Annotated in this window: 25 protein-coding genes and 1 pseudogene; 4 read left to right on the top strand and 22 right to left on the bottom strand. The window is 35.7% G+C overall.

What is annotated here, in order from left to right; genetic code table 11:
• Positions 1 to 56 precede the first annotated feature (56 nt).
• The 13 genes and pseudogenes from ACEPXD_RS10720 to ACEPXD_RS10780 all read right to left on the bottom strand — a co-directional run bounded on the left by ACEPXD_RS10720 (position 57) and on the right by ACEPXD_RS10780 (position 9161).
• A complete protein-coding gene (locus tag ACEPXD_RS10720; RefSeq protein ID WP_391115955.1) occupies positions 57 to 587 on the bottom strand; it encodes a D-glycero-alpha-D-manno-heptose-1,7-bisphosphate 7-phosphatase in 531 nt (176 codons plus the stop codon).
• A 16-nt stretch (positions 588 to 603) separates the two neighbouring features.
• Positions 604 to 954, bottom strand: a complete 351-nt coding sequence (locus ACEPXD_RS10725; protein ID WP_391115956.1) for a hypothetical protein — start codon at positions 952 to 954, stop codon at positions 604 to 606.
• Positions 955 to 1141: 187 nt separating this feature from the next.
• A complete protein-coding gene (locus ACEPXD_RS10730) occupies positions 1142 to 1324 on the bottom strand; it encodes a hypothetical protein (protein WP_391115957.1) in 183 nt (60 codons plus the stop codon).
• A 396-nt stretch (positions 1325 to 1720) separates the two neighbouring features.
• Positions 1721 to 1918 carry a hypothetical protein gene (locus ACEPXD_RS10735; protein WP_391115958.1) on the bottom strand — a complete coding sequence of 66 codons (198 nt, stop codon included), beginning with the start codon at positions 1916 to 1918 and terminating at the stop codon, positions 1721 to 1723.
• Between the two features lie 4 nt (positions 1919 to 1922).
• Positions 1923 to 2360: an NUDIX hydrolase gene (locus ACEPXD_RS10740; protein WP_391115959.1), complete on the bottom strand. Its 438-nt coding sequence runs from the start codon at positions 2358 to 2360 to the stop codon at positions 1923 to 1925.
• A 509-nt stretch (positions 2361 to 2869) separates the two neighbouring features.
• Entirely contained in the window at positions 2870 to 3310 is a 441-nt protein-coding gene (locus tag ACEPXD_RS10745; protein WP_391123173.1) for an SRPBCC family protein, read from the bottom strand.
• A 269-nt stretch (positions 3311 to 3579) separates the two neighbouring features.
• Positions 3580 to 4458: an aminoglycoside phosphotransferase family protein gene (locus tag ACEPXD_RS10750; RefSeq protein WP_391115960.1), complete on the bottom strand. Its 879-nt coding sequence runs from the start codon at positions 4456 to 4458 to the stop codon at positions 3580 to 3582.
• Positions 4459 to 4577: 119 nt separating this feature from the next.
• Positions 4578 to 4991: pseudogene (locus tag ACEPXD_RS10755) on the bottom strand (GNAT family N-acetyltransferase).
• A gap of 283 nt (positions 4992 to 5274) precedes the next feature.
• Positions 5275 to 6570 carry an FtsW/RodA/SpoVE family cell cycle protein gene (locus ACEPXD_RS10760; RefSeq protein WP_391115961.1) on the bottom strand — a complete coding sequence of 432 codons (1296 nt, stop codon included), beginning with the start codon at positions 6568 to 6570 and terminating at the stop codon, positions 5275 to 5277.
• A 7-nt stretch (positions 6571 to 6577) separates the two neighbouring features.
• Positions 6578 to 6982 (bottom strand): PadR family transcriptional regulator, encoded by a 405-nt coding sequence (locus tag ACEPXD_RS10765; protein ID WP_391115962.1) that lies wholly within the window; start codon positions 6980 to 6982, stop codon positions 6578 to 6580.
• Complete coding sequence (locus ACEPXD_RS10770; RefSeq protein ID WP_391123176.1) at positions 6982 to 7506, bottom strand: sigma-70 family RNA polymerase sigma factor; 525 nt, start codon at positions 7504 to 7506, stop codon at positions 6982 to 6984. Before ACEPXD_RS10770 ends, ACEPXD_RS10765 begins: the two co-directional genes overlap by 1 nt.
• 240 nt (positions 7507 to 7746) lie before the next feature.
• Positions 7747 to 8871 carry a DUF2812 domain-containing protein gene (locus ACEPXD_RS10775; RefSeq protein WP_391115963.1) on the bottom strand — a complete coding sequence of 375 codons (1125 nt, stop codon included), beginning with the start codon at positions 8869 to 8871 and terminating at the stop codon, positions 7747 to 7749.
• On the bottom strand, positions 8868 to 9161 hold the full coding sequence (locus ACEPXD_RS10780; protein WP_413790117.1) for a PadR family transcriptional regulator: 294 nt from the start codon (positions 9159 to 9161) through the stop codon (positions 8868 to 8870). The genes ACEPXD_RS10775 and ACEPXD_RS10780 overlap by 4 nt, the downstream gene beginning before the upstream one ends.
• A 402-nt stretch (positions 9162 to 9563) precedes the next feature.
• Here ACEPXD_RS10780 and ACEPXD_RS10785 point away from each other — a divergent pair, with 402 nt between their 5' ends.
• The 3 genes from ACEPXD_RS10785 (at position 9564) to ACEPXD_RS10795 (ending at position 12386) form a co-directional block, all read left to right on the top strand.
• On the top strand, positions 9564 to 9815 hold the full coding sequence (locus ACEPXD_RS10785) for a hypothetical protein (RefSeq protein ID WP_391115965.1): 252 nt from the start codon (positions 9564 to 9566) through the stop codon (positions 9813 to 9815).
• Positions 9796 to 11751 (top strand): insertion element protein, encoded by a 1956-nt coding sequence (locus tag ACEPXD_RS10790; RefSeq protein WP_391115966.1) that lies wholly within the window; start codon positions 9796 to 9798, stop codon positions 11749 to 11751. Before ACEPXD_RS10785 ends, ACEPXD_RS10790 begins: the two co-directional genes overlap by 20 nt.
• A gap of 194 nt (positions 11752 to 11945) precedes the next feature.
• Positions 11946 to 12386 carry a hypothetical protein gene (locus ACEPXD_RS10795; RefSeq protein WP_391115967.1) on the top strand — a complete coding sequence of 147 codons (441 nt, stop codon included), beginning with the start codon at positions 11946 to 11948 and terminating at the stop codon, positions 12384 to 12386.
• 390 nt (positions 12387 to 12776) lie between these two features.
• Here the strand turns inward: ACEPXD_RS10795 and ACEPXD_RS10800 are convergent, their stop codons facing one another.
• From ACEPXD_RS10800 to ACEPXD_RS10830, 7 genes are all read right to left on the bottom strand, one after another.
• On the bottom strand, positions 12777 to 13769 hold the full coding sequence (locus ACEPXD_RS10800; protein WP_391115968.1) for an LLM class flavin-dependent oxidoreductase: 993 nt from the start codon (positions 13767 to 13769) through the stop codon (positions 12777 to 12779).
• Between the two features lie 261 nt (positions 13770 to 14030).
• On the bottom strand, positions 14031 to 15335 hold the full coding sequence (locus ACEPXD_RS10805; protein ID WP_391115969.1) for a dihydrolipoamide acetyltransferase family protein: 1305 nt from the start codon (positions 15333 to 15335) through the stop codon (positions 14031 to 14033).
• 15 nt (positions 15336 to 15350) lie between these two features.
• Complete coding sequence (locus ACEPXD_RS10810; protein WP_391115970.1) at positions 15351 to 16334, bottom strand: alpha-ketoacid dehydrogenase subunit beta; 984 nt, start codon at positions 16332 to 16334, stop codon at positions 15351 to 15353.
• The gene (locus ACEPXD_RS10815; RefSeq protein WP_391115971.1) at positions 16334 to 17344 is read right to left on the bottom strand and encodes a thiamine pyrophosphate-dependent dehydrogenase E1 component subunit alpha; all 1011 of its coding nucleotides are present in this window, start codon (positions 17342 to 17344) and stop codon (positions 16334 to 16336) included. Before ACEPXD_RS10815 ends, ACEPXD_RS10810 begins: the two co-directional genes overlap by 1 nt.
• Before the next feature lie 15 nt (positions 17345 to 17359).
• Positions 17360 to 18790 carry a dihydrolipoyl dehydrogenase gene (gene lpdA / locus ACEPXD_RS10820; protein ID WP_391115972.1) on the bottom strand — a complete coding sequence of 477 codons (1431 nt, stop codon included), beginning with the start codon at positions 18788 to 18790 and terminating at the stop codon, positions 17360 to 17362.
• A gap of 90 nt (positions 18791 to 18880) precedes the next feature.
• Positions 18881 to 19975 (bottom strand): branched-chain amino acid dehydrogenase, encoded by a 1095-nt coding sequence (bcd, locus tag ACEPXD_RS10825; RefSeq protein ID WP_391115973.1) that lies wholly within the window; start codon positions 19973 to 19975, stop codon positions 18881 to 18883.
• A gap of 164 nt (positions 19976 to 20139) precedes the next feature.
• Entirely contained in the window at positions 20140 to 22161 is a 2022-nt protein-coding gene (locus ACEPXD_RS10830; protein ID WP_391115974.1) for a sigma 54-interacting transcriptional regulator, read from the bottom strand.
• Between the two features lie 235 nt (positions 22162 to 22396).
• On the opposite strand from ACEPXD_RS10830, the gene ACEPXD_RS10835 reads away from it, so the two are divergent.
• Positions 22397 to 22636 (top strand): DUF2627 domain-containing protein, encoded by a 240-nt coding sequence (locus tag ACEPXD_RS10835; RefSeq protein WP_151700307.1) that lies wholly within the window; start codon positions 22397 to 22399, stop codon positions 22634 to 22636.
• A 278-nt stretch (positions 22637 to 22914) separates the two neighbouring features.
• Here ACEPXD_RS10835 and ACEPXD_RS10840 read toward each other — a convergent pair whose 3' ends face one another.
• Together ACEPXD_RS10840 and ACEPXD_RS10845 are read right to left on the bottom strand one after the other, a co-directional pair.
• Complete coding sequence (locus ACEPXD_RS10840; protein ID WP_391115975.1) at positions 22915 to 23634, bottom strand: glycerophosphodiester phosphodiesterase; 720 nt, start codon at positions 23632 to 23634, stop codon at positions 22915 to 22917.
• Positions 23627 to 25198: a DUF342 domain-containing protein gene (locus ACEPXD_RS10845; RefSeq protein WP_391115977.1), complete on the bottom strand. Its 1572-nt coding sequence runs from the start codon at positions 25196 to 25198 to the stop codon at positions 23627 to 23629. Before ACEPXD_RS10845 ends, ACEPXD_RS10840 begins: the two co-directional genes overlap by 8 nt.
• Positions 25199 to 25399: the final 201 nt, after the last annotated feature.

Genomic DNA, 25399 nt, shown 5'->3' on the forward strand with positions numbered 1-25399 from the left:
TATATTTAAGCTTTAGCCCATTTATTATACCCTTTTAACCAAACATAAATCCTTCTCTATTCATTTGTTGCATCTTCAATAATCCAATCCGCAGCACTTATTAGGTCAGGGAAAACGGCATCCGCAAGCGGGTCTCTGTTTCCCAAGAAAACTCCTTTTGTACCTGCCTTTTTTCCTGCGATAATATCTGTATCGGTATCTCCAACCATGTAGGACTTTGATAAATCAATATCATATTTTTTACTGAGATCTGTGATTAATTTGCTGTTTGGCTTGCGACAGTCACAACCCGCTTTTGGCTTATGCGGACAATAAGCCACATCGTGAATAGTCGCCCCTTCTTTCTTTAATGCAACAATCATATGGTCATGTATTCTTTGGAGTTGGGCTTCCTTCATAAATCCTAAGCCAACCCCACCTTGATTGGTTACGACAAATATGAAATCAAAGAAGGTATTCAATTTTTTAATTGCCTCTGGTACTCCTGGTAAAAAATATAGCTCGTGAGGCTTATTCACAAATTTAACGCGATCCGTCAGCACTTCATTTATTACTCCGTCACGATCCAAAAATACAGCTTTTTTCATTTAAAGCACACCCTTACTAATTGGTTTTCTCTGTAGGACGCACAGACGTGTTTCTAATTTTTTCAGGCTCATTCTGTTTAAATGTAATTGACTTTGCTTTATACATTTTCCCGTCCCAAAAGTATTCAATAGTTAAATGACCAAGTAAACCACCATAAACACTATCCTCTCGTACTACATAAACATTAACAGCTCCAATTAATGTTCCATTTTTAATCAAATATTCTAACGAATCAATATTGAGATAAGGCTTACGAGGATTAATCAAATGATATCTGGAAATGTCGATTGTATATTCCTTTTTGTCTGCCAGAATAGTCACGATGTTAGCATGTTTCTCTAACTTAATATGGTGACTAAAAGTCAAGTCGATAGGTTCAACCAGAGCCTCTTTATACCTTAGAGAAGTATCCTGAATTTGATTAAGAATATGAATAATCCTTAATAGGCGTTCCAATACCAGCCCTATCATTATTTAATACGATGATAACATCCTCTAATTTATCACCATTTATATCTTCATAAATTAATGCGGGATCGTACTTGCCATGATACTATTCGGGGAAATTATAAACTAATCCAACGCGATCACCAATTTGAACAGTAAAATTTTCATAATCTATCCAACTTTTTTTATCGGCCATTAAATAAATTCTTTTATACCATATATCGGACGTTACGCTTAATAGCACCACTCGTTCACTTGCATATGCCTTTTCCAAATGTAAGAATAACATCAGTAGTATAAGACAGCTTGCGGAAATTTTTCTAATCATTTTAGCAATCCTTTTGTCCTTAAGGTTCCCAGTATGTTCTATAAAATACTGCTTAATATATATTTATCTACATAAGCTCTTTCAAACTTTTAACAACATAATGGACAGTTAATCTATGTAATTAGATAAGTTGTCCTCTAAATACAACAGAATATATTCCGTAGAGAGTTGGTGATAATTCCAGTCATTCTTCTCTATTTTTTAGTCCATTCGAGTACTTTTTACTTCTATGACAGTAGCTACCAATACCTTCTAATTATTCAGTATTTAACTCTATCATTTGAATATCAGACAACAAAAGCATTCCCTTTTTCTTTTACTTTCCTATGTAGCACAAAACTCCAGAACAACACTGTATCATTTCTGATTTAACTTTTCTATGTTGTTGTTTATTTTAATTAGTAGGTTAATGATGATCGTCAATAAAATAATGAAAATAATTGCAATTAAAATACCTGCTCCTTCATAGCCGACAAACGCAATTATTCCTCCAAAAACTAGAAATCCAATAAAGCCGAATGCAATTGCAGTAATTAAATTTAAAATAAATTTCAAGTAATCACCCCTTTTTTTCAACTTCTCTTAAAATATATGGAACTGTATTTCTGTCCATTATCAAACCTTCAAATCCACTTGAAATATGTATATATTTTTCTGCTTGTTTTAGATCCATCCAAGTTACTTCCTCAATTTCTTCGGGAAAAGATATTTCTATTTTTCCACCAATTATTTTTCCGACAAAAGTAAATAAGATAGCGTGGTGTCCCCTTTCTTCAAAAAACGCTTCCCCAACAGAGAAAACACCATCCACATGTACATCTAGTCCCGTTTCCTCTTTCACTTCACGTATGGCACCTTCTATAAGCGTTTCTCCCTTTTCCACTGCCCCTCCTGGAGGCGTATAGTAAGAGGACCCTGTACCTTTGTTTTTTACCATTAATACATTCTGTTCAAGTTCATCAAACAGAAGTACATATGCTACATCTACTCTTTTCATTTATTCTTACCCCCCTTTGATACAATAAAAAAAGAGCCGACTAAACAGCTCAAGATTTTCTATAGAACCTTTAATCACTTTGTCCCCTACAAAATCTTAATACCGATTCTGCCTGATCTTTGTCTTTTAACAAACCAACTTGTCTACAAGTTTCTACAGTGAACTCTGGAAATGCAATTCCTTTTGCTGTTATAAAACCTGTTTCCACATCTATTAAGTCGGGTATGCCATCACTATATGATAGGAGAAGAAGATCATATTTCTGCTTTTCCTAATTTCCTCAGAAAAAATAAAGTATGCGCTATTTCAAAGTCAGCATATTGATCATATGCGAAGAACAGTACCTTAACCATATTCCACTCCCTTAAATTTACATACTAACAACTTCGACACTCTTTCCAAAATACCTGCTTACTTAATTGGTTTTCTCTATATATTTCCAAATGAAAAAGGAGCCACCTAAGTAGCTCGTCAAATAGATGTGTTTAAACAAAGCATGAAAATATTCCTCAATGAATTAATGAAGCCCTTAAATTATTAATTCCATATTCCATATAAGCCTTTAAACAAGTTAATACGTACACCCATCCTTCTTTTTGACCGATCATCTTGTTTATTATTTCAGGATCATTTTCTGTTAAACCGTATTCAGTGACTTCAATCAGGGTACTCCCATTACTCAATTCATTTAATATCATTGAGACAATTGTTTCTTGGCCATCTCCTCCCCACGAGAAAACAATTCTATTATTTTCAATGACTTCCAATACACTAATTTCTACTTCTGCATTATATTCATCATATCTCCAAGTAATTTTCTTCCCTTGTTCTATTCTTGCAGTTCCAGATGAAAACCAATAATTAGCCATCTTATCAGAGTTTACAATGGCTTCAAATACATCATTAGCGGGTTTAAGAATGTTAAATTTCGTCGTTATTTGAGTATTTATAGAAAAACAACTCTCTTTCGATATATTTAGGAATTGTACGGTTTAATTATAAGCATCAATGCATAATACTACAGAAAACACAATCGATAACACCAAAAAGAATGTAAGAACGGCACCAAGCAATTTTTGATTGTGATAATTTTTATTGTCCTTCACCTTTGCTAATAACCTAACAAAATTCAGAAACCATAAAACTGCAAGGATAGGTCCTATAAATAGTAAATACAACGAGAGCAACTCCTTTCTAATTTCAACTATTCTTTGTTCAACTACCGTACGTTCTTGAGAATAGATTTTAAAATAACATAGTTTTCATTAAAAAATTGCTGATGCTTTTTTATTCCACGTTTTTTACACCAACCTAATGAATTAAATGCATCGGTAAAACGATAAAATGGTAGTACCACTTCTAAATCTATTAGTGGACGTATTGTTTTGTAACCCATTTGATAAGCTTCTAGTGTCCTTGGATTTTTCATAAAAATATCACGATTAATTTTTGTAAAATCCATTTCCGTAGAACCAAAGCGGGCACTTTCAAAATCAATGATACCTGATACTTGATTATTTTGGATAATAATATTTGCCAGACGAAAATCCATATGTATAAAGCTCGGTCCATCTGGTTGAGGAAGAGATTTGCGTTGCTCTTCAAATAGTTCTATTGATTGTTTAAATAAATCCTCTGGTATCACATCTTTTACATCTTCTGCAAAACCATAAAAATGTGTTTCAAGAAATGTTGACCATTGATCATGTACATTTGAAATTCCCTGATACGTAGTGTTTTCTTGTGGTGTGACGTTATGTAATTTTGCATGGTTAACGCCAATATCAAAAGCTAGTTTTTCATCCACTTTTTCAGGCGTAGGTTCTCCTTTAATTGCCGATAGCAGAAGTGCACCAGGTATTTCATCGTTCCCTTCCCAATATTCTAATACCCTAGGTACTGGCAGCGCATCACTTAATATTTCTATTGCTTCATATTCACGGTCTAATTTCACTTTAGAATAGGGAATTTTAAGATATACTATTTGCTGATTAACTTTCTTTATTTTATAAACGGTTGAGCTAAATGAATCTGGAACATCTTCAATGGAAAGTACATGCAGTTTTAATTTTTCTATAATTTGTTTTAATTGTTGCATTTAATCTCACCCCTATCTTCTTTGTACGAATTTCCTGACACTTCGTTACTTAAAGATACCAAATGATACTAACAATTGAATTCCATTCTTAAAAATTCAAATGTACTACAGTTTGTATCTTACATAAAAGTTTCGATATCTTTAAATCCAATCTTTCTATATACTTTTGTTGCTCTTAGATTAAAAGTTGCCACCGATAAAACTATTTTTTCAGGTTGGTATTCTTATAGAATAAAATCCAATCCTGCCTTTAGAAATTCTACACCTTTCCTTTTTCCAGTTAAATCAGGGCTCATTCCTAAGCCAATATCAAAATTCTTACCTGATACTTTGTTTACAATAAAGAAACCAATCAAGTTATTATCATTGGTTACAGCAAATGTCGAGTTTCCCCGAGTTTCAGTGGTTAAAAATTCCTCTAAATCTTCTTTATCCGCTTACATATCATAAAATGAATATTCACCATTATAATGCCAATTAAATGCAATATTTTCTACTTGTTCTTGAGTCATAATCCTAAATTGATAAGTCATTTTATTCCCTCTCAGTTCCAGTTGCAATTTTTCCAGTTCAACTGTACAAAAAGACCCTCTCGAAGATTTGGTTGTACACTAATAGTCCATCTAATACTTGCACATTTAAAATTTTGCTTATTGCTATCCATTCAGTGTCGTACAAATGATTCAAAATCCTTTCCTAATGTCAACTTCTGTTGAATCGTACACTTCAAGGTTAAATGTGATCTCCCACCAAACATCCTTACTTCCGTTTAAGAATTCTCCATAGTGCCCCCCAATTCCTTCATAAATAGATTCATTAAATACGAACTTCTTTTGTCATAAAACCACTCGTAACTAAGTCTTTACGTCGATACACACTTAGTACAATCCCAATTAAAAAAGAATTAAGTAAAATAGGCATCAATCCATAGCTAATAAATGGCAATGACAATGACATCATCGGGAGAAGCCCTAATGTCATGGCAATATTGGTAACTAGCTGAACTGCATAAAGAGCAACTGAACCTATAAGCAAAAGCTTGCCATATGAATGATGTATTTTACGAGTAATTACAACAATTCTTGCGATAAATAAAGAAAGGATTAACACAAGTACGATCGCAAAAAGCCAACCAAAGTAGGAAGTGAGGCTTACAAACACAAAATTGGTATGACCTTCCGGAATGAATTCATTTGCCATAGAATTTCCAAACCAACCCGCTTGAGCCAATTTCTCTTTCAAGAGCAAGATCATATAGCCTTCACTATCCGGATATTGTTCAGGTTTTAAAAATACTACTAGCCTATGTTTCTGGTATTGCTCAACAGATTGCCAAAGAATGATGCTAGAAATTAAAAATGAACTAATCGTAATTCCTATCGTCTTCAGAATTGTTTTTCTGCTAAATTGACTCCAACAAAACATAACAAAAACCATGACAATATAAATGTAAGTAACAGAAATGCTTGGCATACCAATGAGCATATAACAAGAAAGAAAAAATAAAATTCCTAAATGCCATAGCTTCAACCGTTTGTCATTAAAAAAAGATGCCCACGCAAGAAAAAAGAATGGTAAAGCCATTAAGATTTCAACTGTTAAAGGTCCAACCTCTATACTAGGAACTCCATGTAAATATTGTGATGGGAAAAACTTTAATGCCATTAGAATAAGCATCCCTAATACGAAAAATAGCCAGCCTAGTTTTTCTAATTTCCGATAATTTATCAACATCATCCCTATAGACAAGAACCCTCCAAGCAGGACAAATACGATCTTATGCCTTGAAAAATATTCAATATTACTAAAACCATTTTCAAGAGACAATAAAGGTAAAAATCCTAAACCCAATGTGATAAGTAATAATATTACAGTCAACCAATCTACTTTCTGTCGATGAAGCTTGTTAAGCTTTTGACCAAGTGTTACTGGACTCCCCATTTGCTCCACTGCTTTTTCTTCTGCATCTACTTCCTTTAAACCTTTTTCTATCCAGTCTTTTTTTACTTCTTTTATATGATGATTGAGTTCAGCTGAAACAATTTCCTTTGCTTCTTTTGAATGGATTTGATTTTGAACTTCTTTTAAATAAGATTGACTACTATTTTTCACTTGGATTTCACTCCTCTACTAATTTTTTGAAAGAAAAGGTTTTGGTTGGAGATTGCTTTTCTGATTTTCGTAGTAGTTTTGCTCCTTTATTGTTTAGTTGATAATATTTAATGTTTGAGTCGGTCCAGCTTGAATGTAAGTAACCATCCCTTTCCAACTTATGCAAGAATGTGTAGACGATCCCTTCATTTTCTTCAAATTTAAAGATGCCTCTCCCTCTCAAAAACTTCACCAATTCATAGCCTGTTTTTTCTTGAACAAGCAGCTGCATAACTGCTAAAAAGATCGAGTTTTCATTTTCTTCTTCAAACATTTTTTCTCGAATCGACTTACGATGTAGTTCGGTAAAATTTAGTTCAGAGAACGCCGTTTTATCCATATTTTTTTTCAAGTTTTTTAAACGCTCATCCATTATTGCTCCTCCAATCGATCTTCCAAAAGTTCTTTGGCACGTCTGAGCCTCGTTTTAACTGTGTTCACACTAACTTCAGTTACTACTGCTATTTCCTTGATGAGTAATTCCTCGTAGTAAAAGAGATAGATTACTTCACGGTATTTAATAGGTAATGTCATTATCGCAGAAACTAATTGATCATCAGCTTCTTTTTGAATAATTACTTCTTCGACCATTTCTTTCTTTGTTTTTATGTACGTAGTATCTTTGGCAATGATCACATGCTTGTTATACCAGCTCTTTAGGAAATCCTTGGAATGATTTATAGCAATTCGCCACAACCATGTTTTTAACTTGGATTTCCCTTTGAATGTATGAAGCGACTTATAAAACTTCACAAATATATCCTGCGTCAAGTCCTCCGCAACCTCTTTGTTATTTACGTATGAATAGACAAGTCTCAATATATCCTGACCATAATTGTTCATCATCTCATTCATTAGCTCTTCCTGATCTTCTAGTTCAAATGCTTCCTCTAACATTTCTTCCACATTATCCCTCCTCCCTTTTTATTAGACGACGTGCCCTACTAGAAGGTTTTATATTTGCATTAGTTTTCTTATAGTATTACCATAATAAAATCCTCTTCTTGTAGTTGTGTAGGACACCATAAATGAATGGTCTCTTTACACTTCTCTACCCAAAGAGGATAACAATACATATGATGGTTGATTGGACTTTAATGAAAATTAAATATTAAATTATTGATACTGGTTAAAGGGTTATATACTCTTTCTCATCCGTAAAGCATAGAGAAAAGTCCGAATCAAAATGAAGATTGGAGATAACAAGGAAATAATTAATAGTCCATTGATAATTTTTTGTATATGGCTTATGTCAAAAGCTTGACTGTTCAAAAATTGAATCCTTATGGCAAAAAGCCATATAGCCAGTAAATAACTAATCAATATTGAACTCGCTATAATTACCTTTCTCACTTGTGCATTCTTTTCTGTCGAATTATACGTAAAACGTGGTTTCATCTCCCCTGATGTATACTCTTTTTCCCAAATTGAGTAATTGAATAACCAGGAAGTCGATGTGAATCTTAACTTCCAGCCTGCACTTTTATGGAAGTCGAAATACTCTGGAGCCGTCTTCCATTGATAGTCTTGCACAAAGGAGACAAGTTTTGGTGTATCTTTTTCGAAAATAAATGCTAGCCGGTTTTTACTTACTCGAACAAGTTGATTCCCCTCATGAGCCATGTTACTTAGCCAGTTTTCTAATAGATCCGGTGCGTACATCCAACCAAATCTCCATTTTGAAAACGTTCCTTCTGTAGATTCACTTTTATCAACTGAACTACAAAAAATTTTATGCTTGAATGTTCGCAACTTTCGTGTCAGGTAGAAAGTGAAGATAATAACTCCAATAACTTGCAGAAAGTATAGAATTGTAAGAGACCATAATGGACTAGCTACAAAATTCGCATTGCCTGGTGCAAAAAAAGCTGTAAGCATACCAATAATAAATGAAAACAGTTGAATTACATATAGATATGAAATCACTGTCAATAGAAGTAAATGAACTCGATTTTTCTTCATTATTCCTTCTCGTGAAGGATAAGCTCGAATAGTCTCTCTACCATTTCGAACAAATTTCCAATTTCCTTTTACTAAAGAATCTTCCCACCCAGAATCTAACAAACCACTCGGTAAGATATTTTGATATCTATCAAATATGACTTGATACTCCAATTGTTTACCAGCTGTTTCTTCAAATACAAACATTCGTGAAAATAGCTTAACATCAACTAGGATTTTTCCATCTGCTGCATTTGAAGATAACCAACATTCTGTCTTCTCCACATCATAACTCCAAAATGGCCTCCATTTTTTGATCATTCGAATTCCTCCTCATACATTAATGCATTTGTATGTAGTTCCTTCAATCTGCTTATTTCATTGCGTATCAATGTCTTTCCTATTTCTGAAATCTCATAAATTGTTTTTCGAAGTTCATCCGCATACACTTTTACAATGTAATCCCGTTGCATTTTCTTCAAAGTACCGTAAATAGTACCAGAGCCTAGAACTAATCGACCTTTTGTAATTTCTTCCACATGTTTTATTATTCCATAACCATGTCTTGGTTCAGATAGAGATAGTAATATATAAAAAGCAGTTTCCGTCATAGGAATATAGGATGCGATAATCTTTTCAACTGTCACTCGGATCACTTCCGTTCTATGAATTCGGTATGTCACAACTCGACTATATCACTCTGTGACATATAGCGTCAATTAAATTCAGAAAAACTAAAAAAGACACGCTATTATAATAACGGGTTCGGTTGAAGGGGAGAAAACATTAAATAACAACCATTTAGGGGACACAATTCACATGCGAATTGGTGTCCCCTATTTTATTGATATACCAATGTTTAGGGGTTATTAATATACAGATTAGCAATGTAATTCACATCTAAATTAACAACACCGCATAAATTTATGTGTTGTTGTTAATTGGCGTGCTAAAACGGTTGCGAATTGGATATACTAATTGTATAACCAATTTTAGACAGGAGATTGATACGGATGAAGTTCATTACACCTAAAAATCACAATGCAGAAAAGGTAGATTGGCTCATATCGGAACGAGCGAGAAGTATCGTAAAAAACTATGCAGAGTACACGGAGCATAGCGAGAGTGAAGTGATTAATCTGTTTCTCCTAAACCTTTTAGATGACGCAGATTTTATCGTTTGGATTGAAAAGAAGAGGAATAACAGAAGGGTCGTTAAACAGCTTGGAATTGAAGATTTGGTAGGTGGCGAGAAAATTAGCTAAATTGAAACGATTGGCTACCAAAGAAGATAATTTAGTGGCGGTTCTATCCCCTCTTTCAGTGAGTGAAATCGAAGATAGGAATAAAGATTATAACGAATTAACACCCAAGCAGTTCGGAACAAAATATAAGGATTTACTTTTCACGCCTACCGAATTCACTTGTAATGGTATTAAGCACCAAATCCAATACAACCATTGCTCGAATCCTTTTTGCAGCTATCACGGAATACCTCAAACAAAGTACGAAACCAAAGGAAAGCCGACCCGCTATAAATTAACTGGAACCTCCAATCACAAATCAATTAAATGTAATCCAGACCTGACAGGCGTAACAAGGAATGCGGTTTTAGGCTGTTACACCTCCACTCTTTCCAATTGGTCTATTGCACAAGAGATACAACGTTTGGTTCAAATCAATTCAGTTCAAGACAAAGAAGAAGAATATGAATTTCATAAAGGTAGTTGCATTGCGGAAGATTTTACACCGTTTAATAAACCTGATGGCTTTTATAGGCAAGGAAAGAGGAGATTGGGAATGCAACGGTTCCAGTGTAAAGCTTGCAAAAAGAAAACAGCACTTACACCAAGAAGAGATAACTCTGTTGCATATAACCAGAAACGAAGTGAAATCCATCATCTTTTTGCTAAATTGTTATTAAGCCGAACTCCCGTTACAAGAACCTGCGAAATTTTAGAAATTGGAAGAGGAACTTACTACGATAAATTAGAGTTTCTTTACCGAAGATGTTTGGAGTTTCTTGAGCGACACGAAACCAAGCCTTTTCAACGATTAAAGTTTAAAGAAATGTGGGTTAACATTGATAAAATGAACTATTATCTAAATAATGTTCGGCAAAAAGGGATGGGTGGTAGCCGTTACGATGATGTGGAAAAAAATCGATTTCCGACCCACGTTGTGGTATCGGCAGACGTTCTGTCAAGATATGTTCTTCGTTCCGATGTAGCCTATGATTGGGAAATCACACTCGGAGATATTGCTCTCGATACGGCTCTTCAAAGAGAAGATCATCTGAATGAATTTGCCAAAAAGTATGCCAGATACCCAAGATATTCACACTATCCAATGCCCCCTTCGAAAAACGATACTCAAAGTAAAATGGAGTATTATGAAGAATTGGCACAGGTAGAACGGAGAATGAACTATACGGATGGGTTGCACGTTGGTTCGACTTATACGACGGTTGCACATTTATGGCTTATTAAACAGTTTGTAAACGCAACTGAGTGGCGTTTTGTGACCGATGAAGATGATTCCCTTACAACATCCATCAATCGAGTGTTCTCGGAGGAAATACGACTATCTGATGCCCATCATTTCCTCTGTCAAACAGATAAGACAAAAACGAGAAAACAGGCTCGTGAGGAATTTGTTCAGGCAAGAGCCGATTTGATTGATTGGGGAACAATGCAAGGAATCGGAACTAGGTCTTTGAGAAGATTAGCGTTTTTGCAACTACAAGAATTATTTAAGCATCACCATTTTTACAAGCAAATCTCAACTTCATCGGGATCCCACCTTGAATATACAGATAATCCCATTTCGCACCCACTTGCTACAATTGACAGGGGATTGCGTTCCGTGGATTGTACAACAAACTCATCATCTCTCGAACCAAAAGATATCGCTGCCTTAATAATGAATGTGAATGACAACGCTACCAATAGCTTTATCCAACAGATTCGGAGAAGGCTGTCTATTTTGGAAAGACCATTAACTACGGCTCGTGGAGATGGGAAAAGTTATACCTATTCGAACTTCAATCCGAAGTATGCTCAAATGGCTATCACTATACTGCGAACTTATTACAACTTTTGCTTAGCATATAATTCTAACGGAACAATGGAGACACCAGCTCAACGCTTGGGAATTACAGATAAAAAATTCGACCTAAAAGACATCATTTATCTAAGGTAGTTTGCGTATTCTGAAAAGAAACATTTTTCTTGAAGGAAATGAGGAAAACTGTGTTAAAGTTAAGTTGAAGAGTTGTGAAGAAAGGCTGTTCTGTGGAAAGAATCAAAATCATTCTTAATTCAACAAACGAGCCATTTAGTGTAATTGATTTGATGAACTGAACACCTATTTCAATAATTAGAAAGGGTGAAAAAATGAAGAAGAAATTAATCACGGTAGTTATTTCATTTGGACTTTTACTCTCAGGTTGTACTGAAGGCAGTCCAAACTTGGATAGTAGTCCAGAAGATGCTTTAAAGAGGATTGAGGTTGGAAATGAAGAAAGAGAAATAAATGTTTATGGTTCTCTCAAAGTGAATAAAGAGTTAGAGTTACTCGTCTTGAGGGGTGCAATGAATAATAAGGATATTTGGGTAGCTGACGTTCATAAAGAAGACGGTCGATGGGTAGCTAAAGGAATAGTTCAAATGAATGGACCATTTGAAGGAAGTGATGACATTCAAACTGTAATTATAAGTGAGGAATTTGGATATGAAGTGGGTTATGTCAAAAGTGGTGTTCCACTTACTGAAGATTTAAACACATTTGAGATTGAAGGGATCTCTGATTGGAAAATTTGGATTAAAAAAATCTAAATAATACTAAAACAAAAGTCAGTAAATTAGTGAACTTAAAGTAACGGGTGCGATAACTGCATATGTGCTGTACTTCAATCGGGTCTGATTTTTGGGCTGTGTAGTTGGATTTTCAAAAGAATTAAAGCCAATCTGTTCTTTAATAATTGGGTGCGATTGTGAAGTAAACTTCAATTCTCTAATTGAAAAAACGGAGGTCTTCGTTCAATTAGATTCAAAAAAAAGTATACTAAAAACGCTCAGAAAACGGAGCGTTTTTGCTTGCCATTTAACTTGCTAAATTGTTATCTGAATCTATGCTAATTAGGGTGTTGTTTACATTGTTTTTAGCATTTTTCTCCCCATCAACCGAACCCGTTAGTATTATAAGCATGTCTTACTAGTTACCTATTATAATAATTCAGTCGCTAGTAGCCGGTACACATCTAATCTTTTTTCCTGCGAGTGCGGAATACTACAAATCATTACTTCATCAAATCCATAATGCGCTTGTTCTTCTTGTAAAATCGTCGCCACTTCTTTTACTGAACCAACTAAATGAATTTTACGATTTTCTTCAATCATCATACGATCCATTTCTGTTAATGGATAATTTTGTGCTTCTTCTGGCGTTAATATTTGGTGAATTTGACCTTTCATAAGTGATAGACGTGCAATGTCCTGTGGTAATGCTTCAAATTCAGCTTCTTCTTTCGTTTCAGCAACCGTTGCTAAGTAAGTGACATTGATTTCAGGTTTCTCCATAAACGCTGAAGGTTGGAAGTTCTTGCGATACGTATCTAATATCGAAGGGGTCATTCCACCTTGGAAAAATTGGGCGAATGAATATCCGAGACCCAATCTCCCAGCTTGAATCGCACTATTCCCAGTTGAACCAAGCAACCATGCCTCTGGTAATACAATATTTGCTGGAGTTGCAATTGTTTTGTTGTATAGATTTTCTTCAGGAACGTCATCATTAAGTAACTTTAAAGCAATCGCTAATTTTTCATACATATTATTGACCAATGGTGGACGACCTTCTGAGAGCGCGTACATGGCATAATTATCTCCACCAGGGGCACGGCCTACTCCAAAATCGATTCGTCCTGGAGAAAAAGCACTAAGTGTCTTAAATACTTCGGCTAGCTTCAATGGCGAATAATGCATCATCATAACACCACCAGTTCCAATACGAAGTTTGTTCGTTTTTGCCGCAAGATGCGCTGCAGTTACTTCTGGGGCAGAACTAGCAAAAGCACCCGTTCCATGATGCTCTGCCATCCACATACGATGATAGCCTAATTCATCTGCTAAAATTGCTAATTCTTCCGCATTTTTTAATGCGACTTCCGCAGTATTTCCTTTCGTAATGGGTGCTTGGTCTAGTACACTTAATCTCATTTTCGTTTCCTCCCTATATTTTGCGATCTTTGTTTAATATTAATGCTAACGAACCGTTTTCAAAAAGTAAATGAAAGGGACTTGAATCTGTTTTACATTTCTCGTTTTCAAACTAAAAACGCTTTTTTACAACTAAGCTTATCGTTTTTCCAACTAAAGTCGTAAATATTCCAACTAAACGCCACATTTTTCCAACTAAATTTTTTTCCATGAAAAAACGGAGTATTCCCCCCAGGGAAATGCTCCGTTTTCAACTATTTATTAGTATACTGATGTATTTTCTTTTGTAATATTCTCTAAAATCTCTTTTACGCGAGCTAGGAATCTTCCGCAAACTAAGCCATCTAGTACGCGGTGATCTAATGATAGACATAAGTTTACCATGTCACGTGCAGCAATCATTCCACCATCCATAATAACAGGACGTTTCACAATAGACTCTACTTGTAGAATTGCTGCTTGTGGGTAATTGATAATCCCCATAGACTGTACAGAACCGAATGATCCTGTATTGTTTACTGTGAATGTACCACCTTGCATTTCGTCTGATTTTAGTTTGCCAGAACGAACTTTTGCAGCAAGTTCATTTACTTCACGAGCTATGCCTTTAATCGTTTTTTCGTCCGCATTTTTGATGACTGGAACGAAAAGTGCATCTTCTGTAGCAACTGCGATTGAAATATTAATGTCTTTTTTCTGAACAATCTTATCGCCAGCCCACATAGAGTTCATCATTGGGAATTCTTTTAGAGCTTGAGAAACAGCTTTTACGAAGAACGCAAAATACGTTACATTAAAGCCTTCTTTTTGCTTGAACTCATTTTTAATGGAGTCTCGGTATTGTACTAAACTCGTTACATCCACTTCTATCATAGTCCAAGCATGTGGTGCTTCATGTTTGCTTCGTAACATATTCGCAGCGATTGCTTTTCGAATACCTGTTACTGGGATTTCGATATCCCCAACTGCAACTGGAACGTTTACAGGAGGAGCAGCTTTTGGTGCAGGTGCAGCAGCTGAAGTTTGTGATGCTACAGGAGCTAGTGCAGCGATTGTATCTGCTGGAGTAGCTACTGGAATTTCACCACTTTCAATGATCTTCAACAAATCTTTACGCGTAATGCGTCCTTCATTTCCAGTACCATTTACTAAAGTAAGGTCAATCCCATGTTCTTGTGAAAGTTTTAACACAGCTGGTGAATAACGAGCTTTTGAGCCTTTTTCACGCTGAATTGGAGCTGCATGTTTTTGTACTTCAGCAGGTTTTACTGTTTCCGCTGATGGTTGCTCAGGTGCAGCTTCCACTACTACCTCGGTAGCTCCACCTTCTGTTTCAATCGTACAAACGATTTCACCAACTGCAAGTGTATCTCCTTCGTTTGCAAGTAGTTCTTTTATTACCCCAGTAAAGGAAGAAGGTACTTCAGCAGTTACTTTGTCTGTGTTTACTTCAGCTAGTGCATCGTATTTATTGACATGATCGCCTGGTTTTACTAACCATTTTTCAATCGTACCTTCCGTTACACTTTCCCCAAGTTGAGGCATTTTGATTTGTTCAAGAGCCATTTATAATCCACCTTCCTAATATGCGGCTAGCTCGCGCATTGCTTTTTCTACTTTATCTGGATTAATCATAAAGAATTTTTCCATCGTTGGTGCATACGGCATAGCAGGAATGTCTGGACCAGCTAGACGCATAATTGGTGCATCTAGATCAAATAAGCAGTTTTCTGCAATAATCGCAGCAACTTCACCAATAATGCTACCTTCTTTATTGTCTTCTGTAACAAGAAGCACTTTACCAGTTTTTGAAGCAGCTTCAATTATTCCATCTTTATCTAACGGATAGATTGTACGTAAATCAAGAATATGTGCAGAGATTCCGTCTTTTTCAAGTCGTTCTGCTGCTTGAAGTGCAAAGTGAACAGCAAGACCGTACGTAATTACCGTAATATCTTCCCCTTCACGTTTTACATCTGCTTTTCCGATTTCGATTGTGTAATCTTCTTCCGGAACTTCCCCTTTAATCAGACGATACGCTCGTTTGTGCTCAAAGAACATAACAGGATCTTCATCGCGAATTGCCGCTTTTAGTAATCCTTTTGCATCGTAAGGAGTAGAAGGAATAACAATTTTTAATCCCGGTTGATTTGCGAAAACTGCTTCTACAGATTGTGAATGATATAAAGCACCGTGAATTCCGCCACCAAATGGAGCACGAATAACAATTGGACATGTCCAGTCGTTATTTGAACGGTAACGAATACGGGACGCTTCGGAAATTATTTGGTTGACAGCTGGCATAATGAAATCGGCAAATTGCATTTCTGCGATTGGACGAAGACCGTACATTGCAGCACCAATACCAACTCCCGCAATAGCGGATTCAGCAAGTGGTGTGTCTAGCACGCGGTATTCTCCGAATTCCTCATAAAGACCATTTGTTGCTTTAAAAACTCCACCTTTACGACCAACGTCTTCTCCTAGGATAAAAACGCGTTCATCACGAGTCATTTCTTCTTTCATTGCAAGTGTAATTGCATCGATATAAGACATTACTGCCATTATGCGTTCCCCCCATCTTTTTCTGCATAAACATGCTTCAATGCATCTTCTGGAGCAGCATATGGAGCATCTTCCGCATAATCAGTCGCTTCATTTACTTCTTTCATGATGCGATCATTAATTTCTTTTTCTAATTCTTTCGTTAAAACACCTGTTTCTTTTAAATAAACAGCAAAGGTAATAATAGGATCTAGTGCTTTTCCTTCTGCAATATCCTCTGCAGTACGATATTGGCGATCATCATCATCCGAAGAGTGAGCAGTTAAACGGTAAGTCACTGCTTCGATTAAGCTTGGGCCTTCTCCGTTACGAGCACGATCAGCCGCTTCTTTTACTACTTTATAAACAGCAATAGGATCTTTCCCATCGACAGTAACACCAGGCATACCGTAACTAGATGCACGATCTGCAACCGTTTTACTCGCTACTTGGCGTTCAAATGGAACAGAAATTGCGTAGTTATTGTTTTCAACCATTGTGATACATGGTAATTGATGTACTCCCGCGAAATTTAGCCCTTCGTGGAAATCTCCTTGGTTAGACGAACCTTCCCCAAGCGTTACAAAAGTAATAAAATCTTTTTTCTCAATTTTCGCAGCAAGTGCTACGCCAACTGCGTGTGGTAATTGAGTTGTAACTGGCGAAGAACCAGTAAGAATTCTATTTTTTTTCTGTCCAAAATGTCCAGGCATTTGTCGTCCACCAGAGTTTGGATCTTCTGCTTTCGCAAATGCTGATAACATTAAATCTTTGGCTGTCATACCAAAATGTAAAACAACCCCCATATCACGGTAGTATGGTGCGATATAATCTTTTGTATTATCAAGTGCAAATGCTGCTCCAACTTGTGCAGCCTCTTGACCTTGACAAGATATAACGAAAGGAATTTTTCCAGCGCGGTTTAATAACCACATACGTTCATCAATACGACGAGCCATTAGCATAGTTTCAAACATTCTTAACACATCTTCATTTGTTAAACCTAATTCTTCATGTCGATTTGTTGTCATTTCCATTGCCTCCTTTTACATGTGAATTGCTTTACCATCAACAGCTAAAGCCGCCTCACCCATTACTTCACTAAGCGTAGGGTGTGGATGTATCGTGTGGGCGATTTCCCACGGTGTTGCATCAAGTACCATTGCAAGACCAGCTTCAGAGATCATATCTGTCACATGTGGTCCAATCATATGAACCCCTAAAATATCATTCGTCTCTTTATCTGCAACAATTTTGACAAAACCATCTGATTCTCCGTAAACAAGTGCTTTACCAATCGCTTTAAATGAGAACTTTCCAACCTTTACATCAAACCCTTGCTCTTTTGCTTGTTGTTCAGTAATACCAACGCTAGAAGCTTCTGGATTGGAATAAATGCAACGAGATACTAATTTATAGTCAATGGCTGAGACTTCATTGCCTGCAATATGTTCTATTGCATTAATACCTTCATGACTTGCAACATGTGCCAGTTGAAGCCCTCCAATCACATCACCAATTGCATATATATGTGATTCCTTCGTTTGGAATGTATCAAATACTTGGATAAATCCTTTTTCTACAACGATATCGGTATTTTCTACACCAATTCCTTCAACGTTTGCTTGACGACCAACTGAGACAAGCATTTTTTCTGCAGTGAAGGTTTTCGTTTCCCCATTAATCTCAGCAGAAATAGTCACTACGTTACTTTCCGTTAGAAGTGTTTCGGGTAGAACTTTTGCATTTGTTACAAATGTTATGCCTTTTTTAGCTAGAAGCTTTTGCATTTCTTTTGAAATATCTTTATCCTCAGTAGGGATAATTCGATCTGCATATTCAATTACGGTTACTTCCACTCCAAAATCATTTAACATAGAAGCCCACTCAATTCCAATTACGCCTCCACCGACGATTACAATCGATTTCGGTAATTCTGTCATTGCTAATGCTTCATCTGAACTCATGACGAAATCTCCATCTATTTTTAGCCCGGGAAGAGTACGAGGTCTAGATCCAGTAGCAATAACTACGTTTTTCGGAATGAGCATTTCATTTTCATCGCCATTATTCATTTCAACTGAAATAGTTCCACCTGGTGATGGAGAGAAAATAGATGGACCTAGCATTCTTCCAGTACCTTCATACACGTCTATTTTTCCTTTTTTCATCAATCCTTGAACACCTTGATGTAATTGGTTCACAATCGATTCTTTTCTAGCTTGCACACGACTAAAATCAAGCGATACTTCTGAAGTATTTACGCCAAATTCTGCAGCGTGATTTTTCGTTGTTGAATAGACTTCAGCACTACGAAGCAATGCTTTACTTGGAATACATCCTTTATGCAAGCAAGTACCGCCAAGATTCCCCTTTTCAACGATTGCTGTTTTTAAGCCCAATTGAGCCGAACGGATAGCTGCGACATATCCGCCAGTACCGCCACCGATTATGACTACATCATATTCTTTTGCCAAAGCTTTATCCCCCTTATCTTCCATCTAAGAAGGCCGCTTCATAAGAAAGACGGCCATTCTTTTAATTGATGAAATTAGTTGTTTCGCGTATTAACGACCTGTAATAATATGTTTTCCATTTTGTAAAAATTGGCTACGAGATTTACTTACTCGAGCAATGCGCTCTTCTGCTAAACGGTCTGCTGCAACATATGTTGGAATACCGTCACGTTTTGAAATTTCAAAAATACGTTCGATTTTGTCATATATTGTTGCAACACGCTTCATTGCACGATCATGGTTATAACCATATAATTCATCCGCTACGTTAATTACACCACCGGAGTTAATTACATAGTCTGGAGCATATGCAATGCCCATCTCGTGGATTAAATCACCATGTTTTGTATCTCTTAATTGGTTATTTGCAGATCCCGCAATTACTTTTGCTTTTAATTGTGGAATTGTATTGTCATTAATAATTGCGCCAAGTGCACATGGTGCAAATATGTCTACATCTTGTGAATAAATTTCATCTACACTTACTTGTACAGCACCGAATGCATTTACAGCACGGTCAACTGATGCTTGGTTAATATCAGCGACAATTAGTTTAGCGCCTTCTTTATGTAGATATTCACATAATGTATAAGCTACGTTTCCTACACCTTGGACTGCAACTGTTTTCCCTTCAAGAGAATCCGTTCCAAAAGCTTCTTTTGCGGCTGCTTTCATTCCAACATATACGCCGTAAGCAGTTACTGGAGATGGGTTACCTGAAGAACCGAATGCTTCAGAAATACCAGTTACATAATTTGTTTCTTCATGAATTAAGTCCATATCTGCTACAGTTGTACCTACATCTTCAGCCGTAATATAACGGCCATTTAAGCCTTGGATGAAACGACCGAAAGCACGGAACATCTCTTCGTTTTTATCTTTTAGTGGATCCCCAATAATAACTGTTTTCCCGCCACCAAGGTTAAGACCAGCAGCTGCATTTTTATAAGTCATTCCTTTTGCTAAACGAAGAGCATCTTCAATTGCCTCTTCTTCCGTCGCATAGTTCCACATACGTGTTCCACCAAGTGCTGGACCTAATGTCGTATCATGAATAGCTATAATTGCTTTTAATCCTGAAGTTTTATCTTGGCAAAACACTAGCTGCTCGTAATCATAAGTCTCCATATATTTAAAAATTTCCATCTGTAGTTCCTCCTAGTAGTTAAGTAATTATTTATTTTTTCGAAAATAATTATTTTCGTAAAATACATCCCCATGTAATTAAACAATGCTTTTATGTTTGAAACCTCTTTGTATAACACTTTGAACACTTCAAGTAATTTTAGCATCCCCATGCAAATATTACATTAATCTAAATTATATTTCTCTAGTTTGTAATATAAGGTCCGAAGTGAGATGTTTAGCTTTTTAGCAGTTTGTGATTTATTTCCACCACATACTTGTAATGCATTTAGTAAAACCTTTTTCTCCATCTCATCCATCTGTTCAGCAAGCGTTCCTAATTGCTCCTCATCAAACCCATTATGCGAAAAAGACAAAATTGATTTTGGTAAATGATGTTCCTCAATAATTCGATCTTGTGCTTCTAAAAAAATCATTGCTCGGCTAATGATATTCTCAAGTTCCCTTATGTTACCTGGCCAATCATAGAGCAACAAGCTCTCCATAGCTGATTTTGTAAATCCCTCAATATTGCGACCAAATTCTTTATTTAATTTTACTAATAAATGCTCCGCTATGGAAGAAATGTCTTGCTTTCTTTCTCTTAGAGAGGGAACATGTATTGGCATACGATTTAACTGAAAGTAGAAATCCTCTCGGAACATGCCTTCGCGCATTAATTTTTCTAGATTGAAATAACTTGCAGCTATTATTCGAACATCCACTGGAATTGAAGTTGTTCCACCTATTCTTATAAAAGCATTTTCTCGAAGTACTCTTAAAAGCTTAGCTTGTGTTTTATTTGTTAACTCACCAACTTCATCTAAGAAGAGGGTTCCGGTATTTGCTTCATCAAACAGACCCGAATAACTGATTCCCTCTTCTTCATACCCAAATAATTCACGTTCTAGTAGATGCTCTTCTTGAGAACTACAATTCACTCGAAAGAACCGATTATCTTTTCTATTACTAGCGCTATGAATGGCGTGTGCAAATAATTCTTTTCCTGAACCGACTTCTCCCCTCAGAAGTACAGTCACAGGTACACTGGCTGCTAGCTTAGCTTGATTGACAGCAAATTGAATTTGTTCTGAATCCCCTAAAATATCTTCGAAGGAATAGCTTAACTCTAGGTTACGTATTAGTGTTCGGGCTTGGTCGAGTTCTTTCATTAACGTCCGAATTTCCGTCATATCATGAATAACTCCCACACTACCTTTAAGCAGGTTATTAACGATTATTGGAGCGACATTCACAATCACGTCTTTTTTCTGTTTACCTACCCTTATGTTTACACCTCGAATAGGTTTTCGAGTTTGAAGAACTTTCAAGTGAATACTTTCACCTTCCGAAATATCAGCCGTTGCTGGTTTCCCTATAACTTCTTCCTCGCTTAATCCGGTAATGCGAGAATATGCTGGATTAATAAGAATTCCTTTACCTTCTTCATCCACTACTGATATCGCATCTTCGCTAGATTGGATGATTGCTTCAAGCATTGTTTGTATTTCCGTAAGGTCCGTAATTTCTTCTGCAAGCCTAACTACTTCTGAAATGTCTTTAAAAACTGCAAAGGCTCCGATCTTTTTACCTTGCTCATTAATCATCGGATATCTTGAAGTTACTATTTTGGTACCGCTTTCAAGAATAAGTTCTTTATTAAGTTCAATCTGACCAGTTTCAAAAGTTCTCGGAAGCTCACTATGTGAAATTACATCAAATACGTGTTTCCCTATAGCATCTTCTATCGAAACCTTAGTCATGTTAGATGCACTTTTATTAAAGAAATTTACGATGCCTTTCTCATCAATACCAATCATACCTTCTTCGATTGAGTTAAAAATTAATTCTTGGTTCATTTTTTTATTATCTAATCTTTGAATAAATTTATTTTTTTCTTCTAATAATGTAACAATTAAATTTGCTATTTCACCTGGGATTAAAACTGTATTTACTGGACGTTCTGAAAGAAGTTCCAAAAATACTTCTTTGTTCCCTGTAACATCAATTATAATTTGAATATCTTCGTTTAAAAGGGGTTTCCAATCGGTATATGTATGAATATGATGCTTTTTTGCATATTGCATTCCTGGAGCATTCTCATCAATATCAACGATTCCTTTTACTTGAAGGTAATCAGCCTGTTCAAACAGCCTCAAAAGTGCATATCCACCTTTACCCGCACCAATGATTAATATGTTTTGCAAAAATATTCACACCCCCACTTTATCTCTGCAACTTATTGCACTTCCCATATATCATACCTCAAGTTCCATGAGTTGACAATAATATTCTCACATGTAAAATAAAATTTAATAGAACGCGCTAAAGGTTCATAGTCAATGAGAAAAATCTCGTACAAATAGCTTGGCTGTATGTCATATGGTATTTTTACCTTGATCTTTGATGCCTAAGGCTAAACAAAAAACAGGAGTGATTATTATGGCACGTTTGGCTGCCTTAATCGTACTATTAATTCCTGGTATTCTCGCAGCGTTTGGCATTAAGCTAATGAGAGATACTTTTTTCGGAATACATATCTTACCTATTGGAGCATTGTGGTTTCAATTTATATGCGGAATTCTTTTCACAGTTTTAGGGTTGGGCTTTTTTGCAGGATTCCTGTTAAACAGAGATCGAAAAAATGGGAAAGTAGCACCTCGTTTTCAAAAGAAAAAGTAATTAAGATAAGCGGAAACGCCCTTTAAGTGCAGCTTGTCTTTACTATTTCTAGAGTGCTTTGGACGAAACATTGGCTACACTATTACCGTTGGGTTTGTGTAGCTGGAAGTGACTACGTCATTTCCAGCTACACTTTTTTCGGTAGTCTTGTGGCAGATGTTTGTCCGTCGCCCTCTTGAAATTTGCAGAGACAAGTATCGTGAGAAATTAAAAGGATCGTGAGTGACTGCGTCACTTCACGATCCTTTTAAAATAGAACAACCAAATGATTGTTTTGTTTACCGTCTCTTTTGTATTTTTTCTATTTTTTCCGGAAAGTCCGTAATCCATCCAATAACGGAGTCATGCGGATTTGCGATATACTTCTCATTACCTTTTATATTGTAAAATCGTATTGGGAACCCTGCATTCCAAATGGAATACATTAAATCTGTGCAGTAGAATTTTTTATTTAAATGGATTGCATTGATTTCTTTTATGGAAAACACATAATCCCAGTCTGTATTCTTTTTACCAATAAATGCAGTTTGTACATTAGCTTTCATGGCATGAATCGTTTGGAGAACGCTAAATTCAAAGGAAGAAAAATGAATATCCTTTACAGCTTTACTTTTTTCCACTACTTCACGAATTCTTTCATTTTTACCAAGAAAAGACTCTTTTAATTCCACATTTAGTTTGACACCCAATGGAATAGCGAAATGTAAAAATTCATCAAACGTTAATACTCTGCTCCCCAAAAATTTCCTAAAAAAAGCATTACCTAATTTTAGTTGCAAAACTTCGTCTGCTAACATATCAGTTATTCTTCGTTTGTTGCCTGCCAAGCGAAAAAAATCGATATCATGCGTTACAAAGGCAACGCCATCTGCAGATAATTGTAGATCTAGTTCTATACCATCCGCATTTAACTTTACGGCTTTTTTAAAAGCTCCAATCGAATTCTCTACCGATCTACAAGTAGCACCTCTATGTGCGTACACAGGAATATTAGACATTTAACTCCCCATTTTCAATCTTAAATTTACCTTTTGTTGCTTTAGCTAAGGTTGTTGATTTATTACCAATATGAATAACCGTTCCAGCATTCGCTTCTTGTGTAATATTAACGAAATAATCCGTAGAAGTACGAAGAAGTTTTAGGATTCTTTTTATTTCTACATCTAATTCTTTCATTTCACTTTCCATCATATGATATTTCTGTTTTGTTTGTTCATAAGCAGCAATTTGTTGTTTTGACATAGTCTCTTTGAATTGATTTAGCTGGCTAATTTGAAAATTTAACCTTGTCCCTTCTTCTTGAAGCTTCACCATTTCTTCCGCTTTTATTTTTGCATTTTCAGTTAATATTTTTCTATCTATTCCTTGTACAATTAGTTCCGTCTTTCTCTCTAAACTATTTCCGGAATAAGCGGTAGTTATTGAATTAATCGCTATTGCTTTACCACCGATGATTTTCCCTTTTCGTTCATCTAATAATATTTCGTTCCCAAAAATAGTTGATCCCATTGAATAAAATCCAATGAATACGCTTTCTTTGGCTTCTAAAGTACAACCATTTGCGTGCTTTATAAAGATGTTCTTAAATGCTTCTATTTTCGTAATATCTTTACCAAAAACTCCACCTTTAATAAACACGTCGCCCTCAGTTGACTTTATTAATTCAGCAGAATTAACACCTTCGTTTGATTCTATAGATATATCTCCTGAAGCAATTATGGAATATCCCGGCATGATTGTTCCTTTTATTTGGATGGATCCATCAAATTTTAAATTTCCTGTTTCTAAACCGACATCTCCATTAATAACAAGATGTTTTTGAACAGCAAGAACCCCATTTATTTCACCAATAACTCCGTTCGTTTTGGATCGAAGAACTATTTTTCCCTCTTCCTCTACTTCATATGCGGATTCAGTATCATATTTTAATGGTACATCATCACCTTTTTCAGAAGGCATCATTTCTCCAAGAATATTCCTACCTTCAATGCCTTCTTGTTCTGGTATTTTTTCTCCCAACCATGTACCTTCCTTTATTTCAACAATAAAATTCATATCAAAATAATCAGCTTTTCCATCTGCATTTATTTCGGGCTTTTTCTCTGCTTGTTGCAAGTACTTTACCATTGCGTCTGTTCCTTTTTTAGGAGGCAATCCGTTTGCGACTATGTATGCTTTTCCAGTTATTACTTTTTGGAAGTCTATTGGAACTTGTCCATAAATAATATTATTCTCCTTTAGTAGCACATTAATAGCTGATTGGATTTCTGCCGTATGTTCTTGTATATAGCTTTGTGATTCATAAATTGTAACAACTGCTTGCATCTTGTCAGCACTAAGCTCTAATTCAAGACTATCTATCCAACTACCAATTTCGATTGGTTCATGTGACTTAGTTTCTACGGCTTTTTTTAATGCCATAAAATTGGTGACTTTTAAACGTGCATGTTTACGAGTCACTTCATCGAATTTTTTCAGATTATACCCATCAACTTTTATTGTTATAAAAGCCCTTCCACTTTCTTCGGATAATACTACTTCTTTATTTTCTTCAATTATCATGACTTATACACTTCCTTCTTATTTACATTATACTCACTTTTCTAACTATGGGTGGAAACAATAGAAAAAGTATATAAAAACAGTAATTTCGTATGCTTTTATCTTTATAGAAAAGGATTATTTCACTAAAACTCAAAACTTATATACCGCTAATTATACTTTTATTTAATAAAAAGGATAAATGAGGAAATATTTTTAAAA

It is taken from the genome of Psychrobacillus sp. L3 (assembly GCF_042945595.1).
Lineage (GTDB): Bacteria > Bacillota > Bacilli > Bacillales_A > Planococcaceae > Psychrobacillus.